The organism is Sphingobium sp. Ant17 (assembly GCF_000588875.1).
Lineage (GTDB): Bacteria > Pseudomonadota > Alphaproteobacteria > Sphingomonadales > Sphingomonadaceae > Sphingobium.
Genome location: NZ_JEMV01000029.1, coordinates 49772 through 66889, shown reverse-complemented (window position 1 = coordinate 66889; position 17118 = coordinate 49772). Strand labels below are relative to the sequence as shown.

General features: G+C 64.2%; 12 protein-coding genes and 2 pseudogenes. 6 read left to right on the top strand and 8 right to left on the bottom strand.

Annotation, left to right across the window (positions count from 1 at the left end; translation table 11 throughout):
- Together glyS and BF95_RS14035 are read right to left on the bottom strand one after the other, a co-directional pair.
- Positions 1 to 1177: glycine--tRNA ligase subunit beta (gene glyS / locus BF95_RS14040; protein ID WP_081764163.1), on the bottom strand; the 1177-nt coding region annotated here is incomplete at its 3' end.
- A gap of 130 nt (positions 1178 to 1307) precedes the next feature.
- On the bottom strand, positions 1308 to 2180 hold the full coding sequence (locus BF95_RS14035; protein WP_043152026.1) for a glycine--tRNA ligase subunit alpha: 873 nt from the start codon (positions 2178 to 2180) through the stop codon (positions 1308 to 1310).
- A gap of 136 nt (positions 2181 to 2316) precedes the next feature.
- Here BF95_RS14035 and BF95_RS14030 point away from each other — a divergent pair, with 136 nt between their 5' ends.
- The 4 genes from BF95_RS14030 to pth all read left to right on the top strand — a co-directional run bounded on the left by BF95_RS14030 (position 2317) and on the right by pth (position 5581).
- On the top strand, positions 2317 to 3222 hold the full coding sequence (locus tag BF95_RS14030; protein ID WP_043152025.1) for a TraB/GumN family protein: 906 nt from the start codon (positions 2317 to 2319) through the stop codon (positions 3220 to 3222).
- A gap of 6 nt (positions 3223 to 3228) precedes the next feature.
- Positions 3229 to 4116: a TraB/GumN family protein gene (locus BF95_RS14025; protein WP_043152024.1), complete on the top strand. Its 888-nt coding sequence runs from the start codon at positions 3229 to 3231 to the stop codon at positions 4114 to 4116.
- Positions 4117 to 4250: 134 nt separating this feature from the next.
- On the top strand, positions 4251 to 4874 hold the full coding sequence (locus BF95_RS14020; protein WP_043152023.1) for a 50S ribosomal protein L25/general stress protein Ctc: 624 nt from the start codon (positions 4251 to 4253) through the stop codon (positions 4872 to 4874).
- A gap of 137 nt (positions 4875 to 5011) precedes the next feature.
- Positions 5012 to 5581 (top strand): aminoacyl-tRNA hydrolase, encoded by a 570-nt coding sequence (gene pth, locus BF95_RS14015; RefSeq protein WP_043152036.1) that lies wholly within the window; start codon positions 5012 to 5014, stop codon positions 5579 to 5581.
- Positions 5582 to 5631: 50 nt separating this feature from the next.
- Here the strand turns inward: pth and alaS are convergent.
- Positions 5632 to 8287: pseudogene (gene alaS, locus BF95_RS14010) on the bottom strand (alanine--tRNA ligase).
- A 149-nt stretch (positions 8288 to 8436) separates the two neighbouring features.
- On the opposite strand from alaS, the gene BF95_RS14005 reads away from it, so the two are divergent.
- Complete coding sequence (locus BF95_RS14005; protein WP_043152022.1) at positions 8437 to 9501, top strand: SDR family oxidoreductase; 1065 nt, start codon at positions 8437 to 8439, stop codon at positions 9499 to 9501.
- Positions 9502 to 9525: 24 nt separating this feature from the next.
- Here BF95_RS14005 and rsgA read toward each other — a convergent pair whose 3' ends face one another.
- Positions 9526 to 10551 carry a ribosome small subunit-dependent GTPase A gene (gene rsgA, locus BF95_RS14000; RefSeq protein WP_327195463.1) on the bottom strand — a complete coding sequence of 342 codons (1026 nt, stop codon included), beginning with the start codon at positions 10549 to 10551 and terminating at the stop codon, positions 9526 to 9528.
- A 229-nt stretch (positions 10552 to 10780) separates the two neighbouring features.
- Here rsgA and BF95_RS13995 point away from each other — a divergent pair, with 229 nt between their 5' ends.
- Positions 10781 to 12376, top strand: coding sequence for an alpha-N-arabinofuranosidase (locus BF95_RS13995; RefSeq protein ID WP_043152021.1), 1596 nt, complete (start codon positions 10781 to 10783; stop codon positions 12374 to 12376).
- A gap of 32 nt (positions 12377 to 12408) precedes the next feature.
- Here the strand turns inward: BF95_RS13995 and BF95_RS13990 are convergent, their stop codons facing one another.
- The 4 genes and pseudogenes from BF95_RS13990 to BF95_RS30370 all read right to left on the bottom strand — a co-directional run.
- Positions 12409 to 12684, bottom strand: coding sequence for a DUF2934 domain-containing protein (locus BF95_RS13990; RefSeq protein ID WP_043152019.1), 276 nt, complete (start codon positions 12682 to 12684; stop codon positions 12409 to 12411).
- A gap of 16 nt (positions 12685 to 12700) precedes the next feature.
- Positions 12701 to 15142: a malto-oligosyltrehalose synthase gene (gene treY, locus BF95_RS13985; RefSeq protein ID WP_043152018.1), complete on the bottom strand. Its 2442-nt coding sequence runs from the start codon at positions 15140 to 15142 to the stop codon at positions 12701 to 12703.
- The gene (gene malQ / locus BF95_RS13980; protein ID WP_268747176.1) at positions 15139 to 16374 is read right to left on the bottom strand and encodes a 4-alpha-glucanotransferase; all 1236 of its coding nucleotides are present in this window, start codon (positions 16372 to 16374) and stop codon (positions 15139 to 15141) included. The genes treY and malQ overlap by 4 nt, the downstream gene beginning before the upstream one ends.
- Positions 16341 to 16850: pseudogene (locus BF95_RS30370) on the bottom strand (4-alpha-glucanotransferase); the annotation flags it as partial. The gene malQ and the pseudogene BF95_RS30370, both read right to left, overlap by 34 nt.
- Positions 16851 to 17118 lie beyond the last annotated feature (268 nt).

The following is a 17118-nucleotide window of genomic DNA, read 5'->3' as shown; positions in this document are numbered from 1 at the left end:
CCATTAGCTCGAGCACCCTCACCCTGCCCTCTCCCTCAAGGGAGAGGGTTCCAGAGGTGACGATGCCCTCTTCCACCAGCCATCGGGCCAGTTTCGCGACGCGCTCGACCTTGTCGGCCACCGTCCCCAGTTTCTCATGGAAGGTGATGCGTTCGAGTTTCTTCGCGTGGTCTTCCAGCCGCGTCTTGCGGTCCTGTTCCCAGAAGAAGCGGGCGTCGCTAAGCCGCGCGGCCAGCACCTTGCGGTTGCCCGCGATGATGGCGGCACCGCCATCCTTGGCGTCGATATTGGCGGTGCAGATGAAGGCGGGGGCGAGTTTGCCCGTGCTGTCGCGCAGCACGAAATATTTCTGGTTGATACGCAGGGTTAGCTGAATGACTTCAGGCGGCACCTCAAGAAAGACGGGGTCGAAATCGCCGAGCAACGGCACCGGCCATTCGGTCAGGCCCGCATTTTCCGCGACCAGCCCCTTGTCCTCGATCACCGTGTAGCCATGCGCGGCGGCGGCCTGCGCGGCCTTGTCCGCGATGATCGCCTGGCGTTCGTGATGGCTGACGATGACATGGCAGGCGCGCAGCTTTTGCGCATAGTCGCCCGCCCCGCCGATGGTGATTTCGGCCGGGTGATGGAAGCGATGGCCGAGCGTGGCATAGCCGCTGCGAATGCCATCGATTTCGCAGTCGATCAGTTGCTCGCCCAGGATCGCGACGATGCCCTGCAACGGGCGCACCCAGCGCAGGCTTTCGGTCGTCTGCGACGCGGCACCCCAGCGCATGGATTTGGGCCAGGGGAAGGCGCGGATGATGGCGGGGATGGCTTGCGCCAATACCTCTGCGGTAGCGCGGCCGGGCTTGTTGACGACGGCGAACCAGATGCCGCCCCGGTCTTCGAGCTGGTCCTGCGTCAGGCCGGTCTTGCGCAGGAAGCCTTCGAGCGCCTGGGGCGGCGCGCTGGTGCGCGGGCCTTTATGCTCTTCGCTGACGGCAGCGGTTTCGAGCGGCAGGTCGCGGGCGATGAGCGCCAGGCGGCGCGGCGTGACGAAGCTGTCGATGCTGCCCGGCGTCAGGCCGGACTTCGCCAGTTCCTCGGTAAAGAGGCGGGCGAGATCGTCGCTGGCCTTGAGCTGCATGCGCGCGGGAATTTCCTCGCAGCGCAGTTCGAGGAGGAAGTCGGTCATCATATTACATCCCAATCCGTTCGGGCTGAGCTTGTCGAAGCCCTTGCCTGAACGCAGTGAAGGCACTTCGCCTTCGGCTCAGTGGAGCCCTTCGACAGGCTCAGGGCGAACGGGTTCATAGCTATCCCGATCACGCGGCCCATCCGTTGGATTGCATCCACGCCTCGCAGCTGCCCTTCGCCATGTCGCGGACCTGGCCCATATAGCTTGCGCGTTCCTGTACCGAGATCACGCCGCGCGCCTGGAGCAGGTTGAAGACGTGGCTGGCCTTGATCGCCTGGTCATAGGCGGCGAGCGGCACGCCATTGTCGATGCAGCTGCGCCATTCCGACTGGCAATCCTTGAACCAGCGGAACAGTTTTTCGGTGTCGGCGACCTCGAAATTCCATTTCGACATCTGTTGTTCATTGGCCAGGAACACGTCGCCATAGGTGACGCCGGCATCGTTGAATTTCAGGTCATAGACGCTGTCGACGCCCTGAATATACATGGCCAGCCGTTCGAGGCCGTAGGTCAGTTCGCCCGCGACCGGCTTGCAGTCGTATCCGCCCATCTGCTGGAAATAGGTGAATTGCGTGACTTCCATGCCGTCGCACCAGACTTCCCAGCCAAGGCCCCAGGCGCCCAGCGTCGGGCTTTCCCAGTCATCCTCGACGAAGCGGATGTCATGGACCAGGGGATCGATGCCGATTTCCACGAGGCTGCCGAGATAGAGTTCCTGCAGATTGGCGGGGCTGGGCTTCATGATCACCTGATATTGGTAATAATGCTGCAGCCGATTGGGGTTTTCGCCATAGCGGCCGTCCGTGGGCCGGCGGCTGGGCTGGACATAGGCGGCGTTCCATGGCTGCGGCCCAAGCGCGCGCAGCGTGGTGGCGGGATGGAAGGTGCCCGCGCCGACTTCCATGTCATAGGGCTGGAGGATGACGCAGCCCTGTTTCCCCCAATAGGCATGGAGGGTCAGGATGAGGTCCTGGAAGGAAAGCGCTTTGCCTTCGGCCACGAATAGTCCTTCGCGAAATGGTCGGTTTTACTGGCTCGCGCCTTGGCGCATGGGGCCGATAGGGTCAAGGGCAGGACGGAGCGAAACAGGGTTAAGTGGCTTGCCCTTAGGGCCTGCGCCCCGCATGGTTGGGGCTATGAAGATGCTTGCTTATCTGGCCCATGGCCTTGCCGCCGCGCTGTTGCTGACCAGTGGCCCGGTGGCCGCCCGCCCTGCCCCGCCCGCGACAAACGTTGCAACGCCCGCCATGTGGCGGGTGCAGGATGCGGACACCACGCTCTATCTGTTCGGCACGGTGCATGTGATGAAGCCGGGGGTCGACTGGTTCCGGGGCGGCGTGAAGGCCGCGTTCGACGGATCGGACGAGCTGGTGCTGGAAATCATCGAGCCGGACGATCCCAATGTGATGGGTGGCGTGATGATGGCCAAGGCGCTGGCCAGCGATGGCGTGGCGCTGTCCGACCGGCTGACCCCGGAGGCGCGGGAGAAATATCGCGCGGCGATGGCGGCTAATGCCCTGCCCGTCCCGGCGTTCGACCGGATGAACCCGTGGATGGCGGGCATGGCGCTGGCCGTCGCGCCGCTGGCGAAGATGGGCTATCAAGCGGATCTGGGCGCGGAGAAGATTTTGCGCTCGGCGGCGGTGAAGGCGGGCAAGCGGGTCGAGGCGCTGGAAACGGTCGAGCAGCAGATCGATTTCTTCGCGACGCTGCCGATGGAGCAGCAGGTCGCTTTCCTGAACGCGACCGTCGATGGATTGCCGGAGATGGAGACGGAGTTTGCCGCCTTGCTGCGCCATTGGCAGGCGGGCGATCCGAAGAAATTGGGCAAGTCGATGAACGAGTCGCTGGTGGCGACGCCTGAACTGGCGCAGGTGCTGCTGATCGGGCGCAACGCGACCTGGGCGCAATGGATCAAGGCGCGGATGGCGACGCCGGGGACGGTGTTCGTCGCGGTCGGCGCGGGGCATTTGGCGGGCAAGGGCAGCGTGCAGGACCAGTTGAAGACGCTGGGCATCACCGCCCGGCGGATCAAGGAGTAAGCGACGATGCGGCGGTTCACCCATTTCCTGGCGCTGTGCGCGCTGACGCTGGTTGCGGCCTGCGGGCAGGATAGCAGCCCCAAGCTGGAGGGTGCGCAAGGTGGCCCGGCGCTGTGGCAGGTGTCGCGTGGCCCCATGAAAGGGTGGCTGTTCGGCACGATCCATGTGCTGCCCAAAGGGGTGGCGTGGGAGACGCCGACGATCAGCGAGGCGATGGCGCAGGCGGATCGGCTGGTGCTGGAAGCGGCGGATTTGCAGGATGAGCAGAAAACGCTGACGCTATTCGAGACGATGGGCCGCAGCCCTGGCCTGCCGCCCCTCGAACAGCGGGTGCCGGAAGCGGATCGGGCCGCGCTCATCAAGGCGGTGGAGGATGGTGGCACCAGCACGCAGATGCTGTCGGGCTATGAAAGCTGGGCGGCGGCTATGCTGTTGTCGGCGGCGAGCCAGCAGGCGCTCAAGGTGAGCCAGGATGATGGCGTGGAGCCGGTGCTGATCGCCGCGTTCAAAAAGGCGGGCAAGCCGATTGGCGGGCTGGAGACGGTGGAACGGCAGTTCGCCGCGTTCGACACGTTGCCCGATGCGGCGCAGGCGAAGCTGCTGGTGCAGACGGTGCGCGAGACGAAGGATATGAAGGCTCTGTTCGAGCGCATCCTGACGGCCTGGCGCAAAGGCGATATGGAGGCGATCGCCAAGGAGGATGAGAATGGCGAGCAGCCCGATCCGGTGGTCGAGGAAGCGGTCCTCGTCGCGCGCAACCGCGATTGGGCAAAGGCGATCGCGCCGATGACGGGGCGGCCCTTCATCGCGGTGGGCGCGGGGCATCTGACGGGGCGGGAGAATCTGATCGAGTTGCTCAAGGCCAAGGGCTTTACGGTTACGCGGGTGCAGTAGGACGAACGGGAGGAAGGGGCGGCGGTGCTACCTTGCATTCTCGCCCTTTTCTGCTAAAGGGCGCGCTCCCGCGATGGTCATCCCTGGAGGCGTGGCGGGAAAATGTAACTCAAACCAGCTTTTGGAGACACGCAATGAGCGAGCAGCTTACGCTGTCGGCCGAGGCACGCGATCGGGCAGGCAAGGGAGCCTCCCGCGCCCTCCGCCGTGAGGGCCGCGTACCCGCCGTCATCTATGGAATGAACGAAGAACCCCAGTCGATCCACGTCGAGGAAAAGCTCCTCAACAAGCTGCTGGGCACCGGTCATTTCTTCAACTCGGTCGTCATGGTGGAAGTCGGTGGCAAGTCCATCCGCACGCTCGCCAAGGACGTGGCCTTCCACCCCGTCTCCGACCGTCCGCTGCACGCCGACTTCCTGCGCGTTTCGGAACATGCCAGCGTCACCGTCGCGGTGCCGGTGCGCTTCGAGAATGAAGCTGCCTCGCCGGGCCTCAAAAAGGGCGGCGTGCTGAACATCGTTCGTCATGACGTCGAACTGATCGTCGATGCCGCCGACATTCCCGAAGATGTCGTGGTCGACCTGACCGGCTTCGAAGTCGGCGATTCGATCCACATCAGCGCGGTCAAGCTGCCCAAGGGCGCGAAGGCGGCGATCGATGATCGCGACTTCACCATCGCGACGATCGTGGCCCCGTCTGCGCTCAAGAGCGCCGAGGGTGGCGAAGGCGAGGACGAGGCGGAAGCCACGGCCGAATAAGCCTGCCGCCGTCGTTCAGACGGTTTTGCTCAACCCCGTTCGGGCTGAGCTTGTCGAAGCCACTTCCTTGTTGAACAAGAGAAGTGGCCGATCGACAGGCTCGGACGGACGGGGTTTTGCTTTTCTGGAGGATGAAGATGCAAATCTGGGTCGGGCTCGGCAATCCGGGCACGCAATATGCGATGCACCGGCATAATGTCGGCTTCATGGTCGTGGACCTGATCGCCGACCTGCATCGCTTTTCGCCGCCCAAGAAGCAGTTTCAGGGCTGGGTGCAGGAAGGGCGGATCGGCACGGAGAAGATCCTGCTGCTCAAACCCGCGACCTTCATGAACGAAAGCGGCCGATCCGTTGGCGAGGCGATGCGCTTCTACAAACTGACGCCGCAGGACGTCACCGTCTTTCACGACGAACTCGACCTGGTGCCGATGAAGGTGAAGGTGAAGCGTGGTGGCGGCAATGCCGGGCATAATGGCCTGCGATCCACCGACGCGCATATCGGCGCGGAATTTCGCCGGGTGCGGATCGGCATCGGCCATCCGGGCCATAAGGACAAGGTCCATGGCTATGTGCTGGGCAATTACGCCAAGAGCGAGATGGACGCGCTCGCCGCGATGCTGGGCGCGATCGGGGCCGAGGCGGAATGGCTGGCCAAGGGCGATGACGCGCGTTTCATGAACGAGGTCGCGCTGCGGCTGGCGGATTAGGCATTAGGGGCGCTGCCATCTGAACAGCGCCCCTGCTATCCGCGACTCACTTAAGCTGCCACCTTCGCCAGCGCCGCCTTGACCGCATCGAGCGCGGCTTGGGCCCTGTCGCCATCGGGGCCGCCGCCCTGCGCCATGTCGGGACGACCGCCGCCTCCCTTGCCGCCGAGCGCTTCCACGCCGATGCGGACGAGATCGACCGCGCTAAGCGTGCCGGTGAGATCGTCGGTGACGCCCACGGCGATGGTCGCGCGACCATCGACCACGGCGAGGATGGCGGACACGCCGCTGCCCAACGTCTGCTTGTTGCCATCCACGATGCCGCGCAATTCCTTGGGGTCGAGGCCGTCGATGACCTGGCCGAGGAAGTTCACAGCCCCCACCTTTTCGGGACCGGCGGCCTGCGCCGCCCCGCCACCGCCGAGCGCCAAGGCCTTCTTGGCTTCGGCGAGTTCGCGCTCCAGACGGCGGCTCTGGTCGACCAGCGCGGCGATGCGGGCTGGCACGTCTTCGGGCGTGGTCTTGAGCGCGGCGGCAGACTGGCGCAATTTGTCGTCGCGCTCGACCAGCCAAAGGCGCGCGGCCTCGCCGGTCAGCGCCTCGATCCGGCGCACGCCGCTCGACACGGCGCTTTCCGACACGATCTTGAACAAAGCGATGTCGCCGGTCGCGCGGACATGGGTGCCACCGCACAGTTCGACCGAATATTGGGCGTCATCGCCCCGTCCCATGGAAAGGACGCGGACTTCGTCGCCATATTTCTCGCCGAACAGGGCCATCGCGCCAGCGCCGATCGCATCGTCGGGGGTCATCAAACGGGTGGTGACTTCCTCATTATGGCGGATCTGCGCATTCACGTCCGCCTCGACCTGCGCGATCTGCGCATGGGTGAGCGATTCGGGATGCGAGAAATCGAAACGCAGCCGGTCGGGCGCGACCAGGCTACCCTTTTGCGTGACATGACCGCCGAGCCGGTGGCGCAGCGCCGCATGGAGCAAATGGGTGGCGCTATGGTTGGCGCGCACGCGGTCGCGATGATCGACATCGACCGTCAGTTGCACGGTATCGCCGACCTTGATGCTGCCCGCCTCGATCGTCGCGCGATGGGCGTGGAGGCGGCCGAGCGGCTTGGCGGTATCCTCGACATTGGCGATCAAGCCGCCCTGCGTGGTGATGCGGCCGGTATCGCCCATCTGGCCGCCGCTTTCGCCGTAGAAAGGAGTCTGGTTGGTGATGATGATGACGCTCTCGCCAGCGGTCGCCGAGTCGAAGTTCACACCGTCCTTGACGATGGCCTGCACCTCGCCCTCGCCCACGGTCGAGCTGTAGCCGATAAACTCGGTATTGCCCGCCTTTTCAGCGATATCGAACCAGATTTCGTCCGACGCCTTGTCGCCCGATCCCTTCCAGGCGGCGCGCGCGGCGGCTTTCTGTTCCGCCATCGCGCTGTCGAAACCGGCGCGATCGACGCCAAGGCCGCGCGAGCGCAGTGCGTCTTCGGTCAGGTCATAAGGGAAGCCGAATGTGTCATAGAGTTTGAACGCGGTTTTCGCCGGGCAAGGTGCCACCTTCGGCGAGATCCACAGTCGCTTCGTCGAGCAGGCGCAGGCCGTTTTCCAACGTCTTGCGGAAGCGGGTTTCTTCGCGCAGCAAGGTTTCCTCGATCAGCGGCTGCGCGCGGACCAGTTCGGGATAGGCCGCGCCCATTTCGGACACGAGGCTGCCGACCAGGCGATACATTAGCGGGTCTTTCGCGCCGATGATATGCGCGTGGCGCATCGCGCGGCGCATGATCCGGCGCAGCACATAGCCGCGCCCTTCATTGGCGGGCAGCACACCATCGGCGATCAGGAAGCTGGTGGAGCGGAGATGATCGGCGATGACGCGGTGGCTGGCCTGATGATCGCCGTCGGTGGCGGTGCGGGTGATCGTGCCGGACGCCTCGATCAGCGCCTTGAACGTGTCGATGTCGTAATTATTATGCACGCCCTGCATGACGGCGGCGATGCGTTCCAGACCCATGCCGGTGTCGATCGACGGCCTGGGCAATTCGCTGACGATCTCATTGGCTTCCTGCTCATATTGCATGAACACGAGGTTCCAGATCTCGACGAAGCGATCGCCATCCTCCTCCGGGCTGCCGGGCGGGCCGCCCCAGATATGGTCGCCATGGTCGTAGAAGATTTCCGAACAGGGACCGCAAGGGCCGCTGTCGCCCATTGCCCAGAAATTATCCTTGGTCGGGATGCGGATGATGCGGTGATCGGGCAGGCCCGCAATCTTCTTCCACAGGGCAAACGCCTCATCATCGGTATGATAGACGGTGACGGTCAGCTTGTCCGCCGGAAGCCCCCATTCCTTGGTCAGCAAAGTCCAGGCATGGGTGATCGCCTGCTCCTTGAAATAATCGCCGAAACTGAAATTGCCCAGCATTTCAAAGAAGGTGTGATGGCGCGCGGTATAGCCGACATTGTCGAGGTCATTATGCTTGCCGCCCGCGCGCACCGACTTCTGGCTGGACGTCGCGGTCTTGTAGGGACGGGTTTCAAGGCCGGTGAAGACATTCTTGAACGGCACCATGCCCGCATTGACGAACATCAAAGTGGGATCATTGTGCGGCACCAAAGGCGCGGACGGGACGATGGTGTGGCCGTTGGCCCCGAAATAGTCGAGGAAAGAGCGGCGAATGTCGTTGGTCGAGGTCATGGAGGCGATTTAGGGGGAAGCGGCCCGTCGCACAAGCGGGGCTTTTCGTAGCAACGTGAACATCCTGTCATGGGGTAGATCGATCCCGATCACTGGTATCGCCCCCCCTGAGTACCTAGTTGGACGCGGAACAAGCAGGAGTTTGAACAATGCACGGTACAGCCTTAGTAGTTGGAGCAAGCGGCATCGTCGGTAGTGCGACGGCAGCCTTGCTCGTCAAGGAAGGCTGGACCGTCAAGGGTTTGGCGCGGCGTCCCACCCAGCAGCCCGGCGTCGAGCCGGTCATTGCCGACCTCCAGGATGCGGAGGCGACCGCAACGGCACTCGCTGGCCTCAATCCGTCCGCCGTGTTCATCACGACATGGCTGCGACAGGAGAGCGAGGCGGAGAATATCCGCGTCAATGGTGCGATGATCCGCAACCTGCTCAATGGGCTGCGCGAGACGGCCACGCCCGCGCGCCATGTCGCCCTGGTCACGGGCCTCAAACATTATCTCGGGCCGTTCGAAGCCTATGGCAAAGGCGCATTGCCACAGACGCCGTTCCGCGAGGAACAGGGGCGGCTGGACGTCGAGAATTTCTATTATGCGCAAGAGGATGAGGTGTTTGCCGCCGCCGCCCGCGATGGTTTCCGCTGGAGCGTGCATCGGCCGCATACGGTCATCGGCAAGGCGGTTGGCAACGCGATGAACATGGGCACGACGCTGGCCGTCTATGCAACGCTCTGCCGCGAGATGGGGCGGCCGTTCCGCTTTCCAGGGTCCGCCACCCAATGGGATGGCCTGACGGACATGACGGATGCCGGCATGTTGGCGCAGCATCTGCTGTGGGCGACGGAAACACCCGCTGCCGCCAATCAGGCGTTCAACATCGTCAATGGCGACGTCTTTCGCTGGAGCTGGATGTGGGGGCAGATCGCAGCCTGGTTCGGGCTCGACCCCGCGCCGTTCGACGGCAGCGTCCAGCCGCTGGAACAGCAGATGGCGCAGGACGCACCCTTATGGCGCGCCATTGCCGAGCGGGAGGGGCTGGTGGAGCCGGATCTTAATCGGCTGGCGTCGCCGTGGCACACCGATGCCGACCTTGGTCGGCCGATCGAAGTGGTTACCGACATGTCCAAGAGCCGCCGGATGGGCTTTCTGGCCTATCAGCCGTCCGACGATGCGTTTGTCGCCCTGTTCGAGCGGCTGCGCGCGGACAAGCTGATCCCTTAAGCCATGGCGGGATGCCGGTGAGCGCTATTGGCGTTTGCCGGCGACCGTCCCGGAAATGCGATCGAGCGCGCGGCGTTCGGCGGGGTCGGCGCTGTTATAGGCCTCCTCCGCCACCAGTTTGCGCCAGCGATCGAGGCGTGTGGCCGTGATTCTGCCATCGGCGATGGCGGCCTGCACGGCACAATTCGGTTCGGTCAGATGCGCGCAATTGTTGAAACGGCAATCCTGCGCAGCCGTGACGATATCATCGAAAACATCAGCGAGGCCCGATGCCGCCTGGGTCAGCTGCAATTCCCGCATGCCGGGCGTGTCGAGCAGCCAGCCGCCCTGGTCCAGCCGATGCATTTCCCGCACCGTCGTCGTGTGACGGCCCGTATCGTCGGCCTGTCGTATCGCCTGCGTGGCGATACTGGTGGATCCTCGCAGCGTATTGACGAGGGTCGATTTGCCGACTCCCGAGGAACCGAGCAGAGCGACCGTCTGCCCCTTGCCACACCAGGCGGCCAGCCGGGCGACGCTGTCCCGATCGCGCGCATCGACGGCTTCGACCACGAGGCCCGGCTGCAAATCACGCGCTTCCGCTACGAACATATCCAGCCTGTCCGTGAGGTCCGTCTTGGTCAGGACCACGATGGGTTCGACGCCGACCTCGCGCGCCAGGATCAGATAGCGTTCGAGCCGGGCGACGCTGAAATCCTGGTTGCAGGACGCCACGATGAAGAGCGTATCGACATTGGCGGCGATCAACTGGGTCTTCTGATCCGGCCCCGGTGCGCGCCTTTTGAACAGATTTTCGCGCTGCAGAATGCGTCGGATCTGCGCCGTCTCCGGTTCGACCAGCAGCCAGTCGCCCACGGTGGGATGATCCTCGGCCGTGCCGGATTCGCCGATTACGGGGACGACATGATCGATGGCCCCTGCCCCTGCGACCACGGTCTTGCCCCGATGAACGGCCATGACCCGAACCGGATGACATGCGCGATCGTCATCGTCGGAAATCTGGGCCTTGAAGAATGGCCGCCAGCCAAGATCGTCCAGAATATCGTCCACGATGTTCCCATGTCCATTACGATTGCGGCGGTTTCGCCATCTTGTCCGAAGCTGTCGGGGCTTTGGCGCTATGCTTTCTGGTAGGCCCAATAGCCCGTCTTGAGAACAACAGATTGGGCCGCCGGGCGCGAGATCGCTTTCGCAGCGTCCTAGCTCGTGCAAAGCGCACTTGTATGAGTATTTATGTTTTGCAATACAGGGAGCGAAACTTCAAAATTTGGGGGCGAGGATGCAGCGGACAGGTCTGACATTTCTGACGGCTTTGGCGGCTTCAGTCGCGTTGCTGCCATGGGCCGCGATGGCGCAGCAAAGCCCCGCCTCCGTGACGGTGCAAGCCGACCAGCGCGGGCCGAAGATCGACCGCGACATCTTTGGCCAGTTTGCCGAGCATCTGGGCACGGGTATCTATGGTGGTGTGTGGGTTGGTAAAAATTCCTCCATCCCCAACGTCCGGGGCATCCGCACGGATGTGGTCGAGGCGCTGCGCGCCATAAAGGTGCCCAATGTCCGCTGGCCCGGCGGTTGCTTTGCCGACGAATATCATTGGCGCGACGGCATCGGCGACCCCAAGAAGCGCCCAGTTACAGTCAATGCCAATTGGGGCGGATCGATCGAGAATAACGCCTTTGGCACCCATGAATATTTCGATTTCATCGATCAGATCGGGTCAGAGGCCTATGTGTCGATCAATCTGGGGTCGGGCACCTATCAGGAAGCGGCCGAGTGGGTTGCCTATATGACCGCCGACACGCGCAATACGGCAGGCCAGATGCGCGCCGCCAACGGCCGTAAGGAACCGTGGAAGATTCGCTATCTTGGCATCGGCAATGAAAATTGGGGCTGCGGCGGGTCGATGCGCGCAGAAACCTATGTCGATGAACTCAAGCGCTTCTCTCGCTTCTCCCGCAACTATAATCCGGCGCAACAGGGCACAGACAATCCCCAGGCGATGCGCCGGGTGGCCGTTGGCCCGGACGACAAGGACACCCGCTATACCGAAGCGGTGATGAAGGCGTGGAAGGAGCGGGATTGGGCCTGGAATATCGAGGGTTTGTCGCTCCATTCCTATACCGTCATCAAATTCCCCGCCGCCTATGACAGCGTCAATTTCGGCGAGAAGGAATATGCCGAGATATTGCAGTCGACGCTGCGCATGAACGACCTGATCGAGATGCACGGCGCGATCATGGATCGGTATGATCCCGAAAAGAAAGTCCCACTGATCGTCGATGAATGGGGCACTTGGTATGCCAAGCTGCCCGACAGTCCCGAAGGCTATCTGCAACAGCAGAACTCCCTGCGCGACGCGATGGTGGCGGCGTTGAACTTCAACATCTTCGCCCGGCATGCCGATCGCGTGCGCGGGGCCAATATCGCGCAGATGGTCAATGTGCTCCAGGCGATGATCCTGACCGACAAGGACCGCATGGTCCTGACGCCCACCTATCATATCCACAAAATGTACCTGCCATTCCAGGACGCGACCCTCGTCCCGACATCGCTCGACGCGGGCACCTATCGGTTTGGCGAGATCAGCATGCCGCAACTCGACGCGGTGGCGGTGCGCGATATGACGGGCAAGCTGTGGCTCTCGCTCGTCAATGTCGATCCGAACCGCCCGATGCCGGTCCGCATCCGGCTCGCGGGCGTGACCCCCGGCACGGCAAAGGGGCAGCAATTGACCGCAGGCGCGGTGAACGCGATCAACAGCTTCGATGCGCCGGATATGGTTACGCCACGACAGGTTTCCGCGCAGATCGAAAATGGGGCTGTCGCGATCGAACTGCCCGCCAAATCAGTGACGATGCTGTTGATCGAACCCTGAAGTTAAGCGAGCAAGAAGGCTCGCCGCAGCGATCAGGATTTCGGTGCTGTGCGGGGCTTTGCCAGCTTGGCGGGGGATTTGTCGCGCGGGCTGGCCGTCTTGCGGGGCGCTCGCGTCGCCCCGGCGTCCGCAGACGTGGTGCGGGTACGGCTTTTGGCAGGCGCTTTCTTCGACGCAGGCTGCGATTCGGCATCGACGGCCGCCAAGGCGCGCTGCCAATGCTCCTCATGCTTGCCGTCTGGCCTCCCCTCCTCTTCCCACAGGGCAAAGGCGTGGTTGCGAACACGCGTGATATGATCGTCGTTCATCGGATGCTCCTCATCTTCATGCCTGGTCCTTGTCCTGCGCGTCGATGACACGGACATAAACGGGTTCGTGCGCGAACAGATCCGCAGCGTCGACCATGGTCTCACCTATCTGCAAACGGGTGTCCCCCCACCAGGACGACGGCGGTACGATCGCGGTGGTGCCGACCAATGGGGCGGCGCAACGCAGTGCCACGGCGCAGATCAGCCGGGAGCTGCCATGACGCCGTTCGAACGCGAGGATATTGCCCGCGCGCGCGCCAGTAGCTGAGACAGGTGTGTAATTGCCCTGCGCAAACAGCGCTGGGTCCGCGCGGCGGAGCGCCAGCAGATCGCGGATGAGGGCGAACTTGGCGCTTGCGTCCCTCTCGATCATCGTCCGCCGACGATCATAATCGACCGGGCGGCGATTGTCGGGATCGACCAGGCTGAGGTCGAGTAATTCGGTGCCCTGATAGAGATCGGGGACGCCCGGCACGGTGTAGCGCAAAGCCGTCTGCACAAGCGTATTGGCCTGAGCGGCGGGCATCGCGAACGCCACCAGTGCCGCCATGTCGGCAAGGAACGCAGGCGATTGGGCGGGATCGAGCAGGCGTTCGACCAGCGCGCGCGCGCTGGCCTCATAGGCCTGGTCGGGTGCTTCCCAGGACGAGCGCAGCTTGGCCTCGCGCAGTGCCTTGTCCTGCCAGGCGTTCACGCGCTCGGCAAACGCGGCGAGGCCTGCGGTGTCGGTGGCGTCCAGGTCTTCGGGCCAGGCCCCGAACAGCGTCTGGTAGAGCATGTAGCGATCGGCGGGATCGACGCCTTCTTCCGGCACTATCTGCTCCCACGTCGCGACATGATCGCGCCAGACATCGGGGATTTCGCTCAGCACCGCGAGGCGCGCGCGGACATCTTCGCCGCGCTTGTGGTCGTGGGTCGCGGTCGCCAGCATTGCGCCGGGGAAGTCCCTGCCCCGTGCGGCGGCGACGGTGTGGAACTGCGCGACCGGCATTGCGAAGCAAGCGGCGTCGAAGCCGACATCGTTGCGCGAGAGCAGCCGACCATAGCGATAGAAAGCCGTGTCCTCGACCGCCTTGGCCGCGATGGGTGCGGACAATTGCTGGAAGCGGCGCACCGCATCGGCAACCTGCGTCCCATCGCCCGGCCCGGTGCCCGCCAGCCAGTCGAGCATTGCGTCGATGACCGGTCCTTCGCCTGGCGGCACGAACCGCGCGACCCGGCGGCGCGCCTCGGCACGGATCGTTTCGTCGATTGCCGGCGCGGCATCGCCAGTGCCATAGGTGCGATAGACCGGGAACACCCACAGCAGCCGCTCGATCGCGCGGCGCACCATGCCCGTCGTAAGGCCCAAAGGCTCGGCCAGCGGCGCGAACGCTGCGACACAGGCCGACAACTGGCCCTCAAATTGCCAGGACAGCATGTCCTGCCGCGCTTGCAATTCTTCCGGCGCGAACAGCGCGCTGCGGTTGCTGATGCTTTCCCATAAGGCACCAAGCGGCGCTTCGCCTTCGGGCGCGTGCAGCAGGGCGGCGACTTCCTCCATGAAATCATAGCCGCTGGTGCCGTCGATGCCCCAATCCGTCGCGAGCGGTTCGCCCGGCCCCAATATCTTCTCGACAACGATATAGGCGGGTCCGGTGGGGGCGTCGTTTGGGCGCTCGATCGCATCGAGCCGGGTGCGCAACTGGCGGCAATAGCCCGCCGGATCGGTCAACCCGTCGACATGATCGACCCGCACACCATCGATCAGTCCCTCGGCATAAAGCTGGAAATAGAGCGCATGAGCCGCCTCGAAGACGTGGGGGTCTTCGATCCGCACCCCGGCCAGCTCGTTGATCGTGAAGAAGCGCCGCCAGTTGAGATCATCATTGGCGGTGCGCCATGAGGCCAGTCGATAATGCTGGCGATCGAGCAGCGCGGCGATGTCGGCTGAGGCATCCAGTCCGTCCTGATCTTCCGGGCGGATCGGGAAGCGATGCTCGCCATAGGCCGACACGAACCATAGGTCGCCGTCGCGCTCCAGCGTGATGTCGCCCTGCGCCAGCGCGGTCGGCAGCGGATCACCGAGGATCGGCAGCACCAGCTTGCGCCGCCAGTCGATGTCGAACACCCGCGCATGGTCGCTCGCCGGGCCGCGCGCCAGCACGTCGTTCCACCACGGATTGCCGCCACCCGCGACGCCCATATGATTGGGCACGATGTCGATGATGATCCCCAGTTCATGCGCGCGCAACGCCGCGACCAGACTGCGAAAGGCCGGTTCGCCGCCCAGTTCGGGATTGATCGTCGTCGGATCGACCACGTCATAACCATGCGTCGATCCCGCCCGCGCGGTGGTGATCGGCGAGGCGTAAAGATGGCTGATGCCGAGATCGGCGAGATAGGGGACCAGCGCCTCGGCATCGGCGAAGGTGAAGGCCTTGTGGAATTGGAAGCGGTAAGTAGCGCGCGGGGTCATGATCGTCTTTCCGTGTCGAAGGCGGCGAGGCGCGCGGCAATATCGGGACGGGCAAGTAACGTGCCGGTCGCTGCGGGCATGCGGCGACGCCAATTGGGATGTTCGTCAATCGTGCCGGGCAAATTGGGCTGTTCGACCGCGCCGATGACGTCCTCCATCGGTACGATCGCCAGCACCGATGGTGTGCGCCCGATGAAGGCGAGCGCGGCGTCGATGACGCGGCCGGGATCGTCGGGGGCGGGTTGTCGCCCTTCGGCCACGCCTGCTGCAACCAGGGCGGCCCACAAGCTGGTGCGTTCGTCGGCGCGCGCGGCCTGATCAGCGGCCTCATTGGCGGCGCGCGAGGTGCGGCCGAGCTGCCACTGCCATTCGATATCACGGCCGCGCCACCAGCCTGCGACGGTGGCCAAATCATGCGTGCCCGTCATGGCGGCTGCATCGGTGGCATAATCTTTGGCGGGCAGGAAACCGCCCTCCGCGTTCCGTTCAAACCACAGGACGCGCATGCCGAGCATGGCCATGGCGTCCATTGCCGGGCGGAAGCCTTCAGGCACGGTGCCCAAATCCTCGCCGATCACCACGGCGCGCGCGCGATGTGATTCGAGCGCGATCAGGCGGAACAGGTCATCGACGGGCATGGCCAGATAAGCGCCTTCGGTCGGTGATGCGCCTTCGGGCACGACCCATAAGCGCCGCAACCCCAGCGCATGGTCGATGCGGATGCCACCGGCATGATCGAGCGCCGCGCGCAGCGTCGCGATGAAGGGTTCAAAGCCGGTTCGCTGCAATGCCAGCGGCGAAAAGCCGGTGATGCCCCAGCTTTGCCCGTCCGGTCCCAGCAAATCGGGTGGCGCGCCGATCGACAGGCCGGTGAGCAGATCGTCGGGACGGCTCCAGGCGTGGCTGCCGCCCGAATCCATGCCGACCGCCAGATCGGCGATCAGCCCCAGCGCCATGCCGCTGTCGATCGCGGCGCGCTGGGCTTCGTCCAGGCTGCGCTTTGCGAGCCATTGGAGGAACAAATAGAAGCCGACCGCATCGGCATGTTCGGCAGAAAAGCGGGTGACCGCCGCGCCATGGGGATCGTGATAGTCGGCGGGCCAGTCGCGCCAGCCTGCGCGCCCGTTTCCGCGAAGAAATGGGCGTGGAGTGCGTCGAAGCGGGCATGGCGTTCGAGGTCTTCGCCACCCTTCGCCGCATAAGCCGCCACATCGGCGCGCACCGCTTCGGATCGGCGGTCATAGGCCTGGCGTAGCATCCGCAGCCGGTCGGGGATGGCGTTCTTCCAGTCGATCAGGTCACCGGTTTCCGACGCTGCAGCCTCGGCACCGACCAGGGCCGGATCCGCGTAGAGGACATTCAGGAACAGCCGGGTCGAAGGCGCATAGGGGCTGAACCGGCTGGCGTCGGCGGGGAACAGCGCATGCACGGGACTAATGGCGATCGCGTCGGCGCCGCGCGCGGCAAAGGCGCGCGCGGTTCGAGCCAAAGTGCCGAAATCACCAAAGGCGCTGTCGCTATCGTCGCGCAGCGCTGCGATCTGCACCGCCGGTCCCCAGAGGCGGCGGTCGCCGACGGCGTCCTCGATCGAGAAACAGCGCGGCGGGGCGATGGCAACGCGGATGTCCCGCGCGCCAAGGATCAGGCGGTGATAGCCTATTATATCGATCGCGGGGACGCGCAGGCCCGCATTGGTGGCCTCGACCATGATGTCCCGGCGGGTGCCGTCTTCAAGGATCAGTGTGGCAGGCCCCGCTTCGCCACAGGCAGTCGGAAGCAGCAACGGTTCGCCCACTACCGCAGATACGAAGCCGCAGGCGCTGTCGTGGTCCTGCGCGATCCGCGCCAGGCTGTCGGCCATCGCGGCGTCGCTGCCGGCGGGGTAGCCGAGCGCCGCGAGGATCGCGATCAGCGACGCATCCGACACGCGCTGCGGCGCGCCCATGGCATCTTCCCAGTCGATCTGCAGGCCAGCG

Bases quoted from the DNA above. Each gene is read 5' to 3' on its own strand.
- BF95_RS14030 (WP_043152025.1), top strand. From the start codon at position 2,317: ATGAAGATGCTTGCTTATCTGGCCCATGGCCTTGCCGCCGCGCTGTTG.
- BF95_RS14025 (WP_043152024.1), top strand. From the start codon at position 3,229: ATGCGGCGGTTCACCCATTTCCTGGCGCTGTGCGCGCTGACGCTGGTT.
- BF95_RS14020 (WP_043152023.1), top strand. From the start codon at position 4,251: ATGAGCGAGCAGCTTACGCTGTCGGCCGAGGCACGCGATCGGGCAGGC.
- pth (WP_043152036.1), top strand. From the start codon at position 5,012: ATGCAAATCTGGGTCGGGCTCGGCAATCCGGGCACGCAATATGCGATG.
- BF95_RS14005 (WP_043152022.1), top strand. From the start codon at position 8,437: ATGCACGGTACAGCCTTAGTAGTTGGAGCAAGCGGCATCGTCGGTAGT.
- BF95_RS13995 (WP_043152021.1), top strand. From the start codon at position 10,781: ATGCAGCGGACAGGTCTGACATTTCTGACGGCTTTGGCGGCTTCAGTC.
- BF95_RS13990 (WP_043152019.1), bottom strand. From the start codon at position 12,684: ATGAACGACGATCATATCACGCGTGTTCGCAACCACGCCTTTGCCCTG.
- treY (WP_043152018.1), bottom strand. From the start codon at position 15,142: ATGACCCCGCGCGCTACTTACCGCTTCCAATTCCACAAGGCCTTCACC.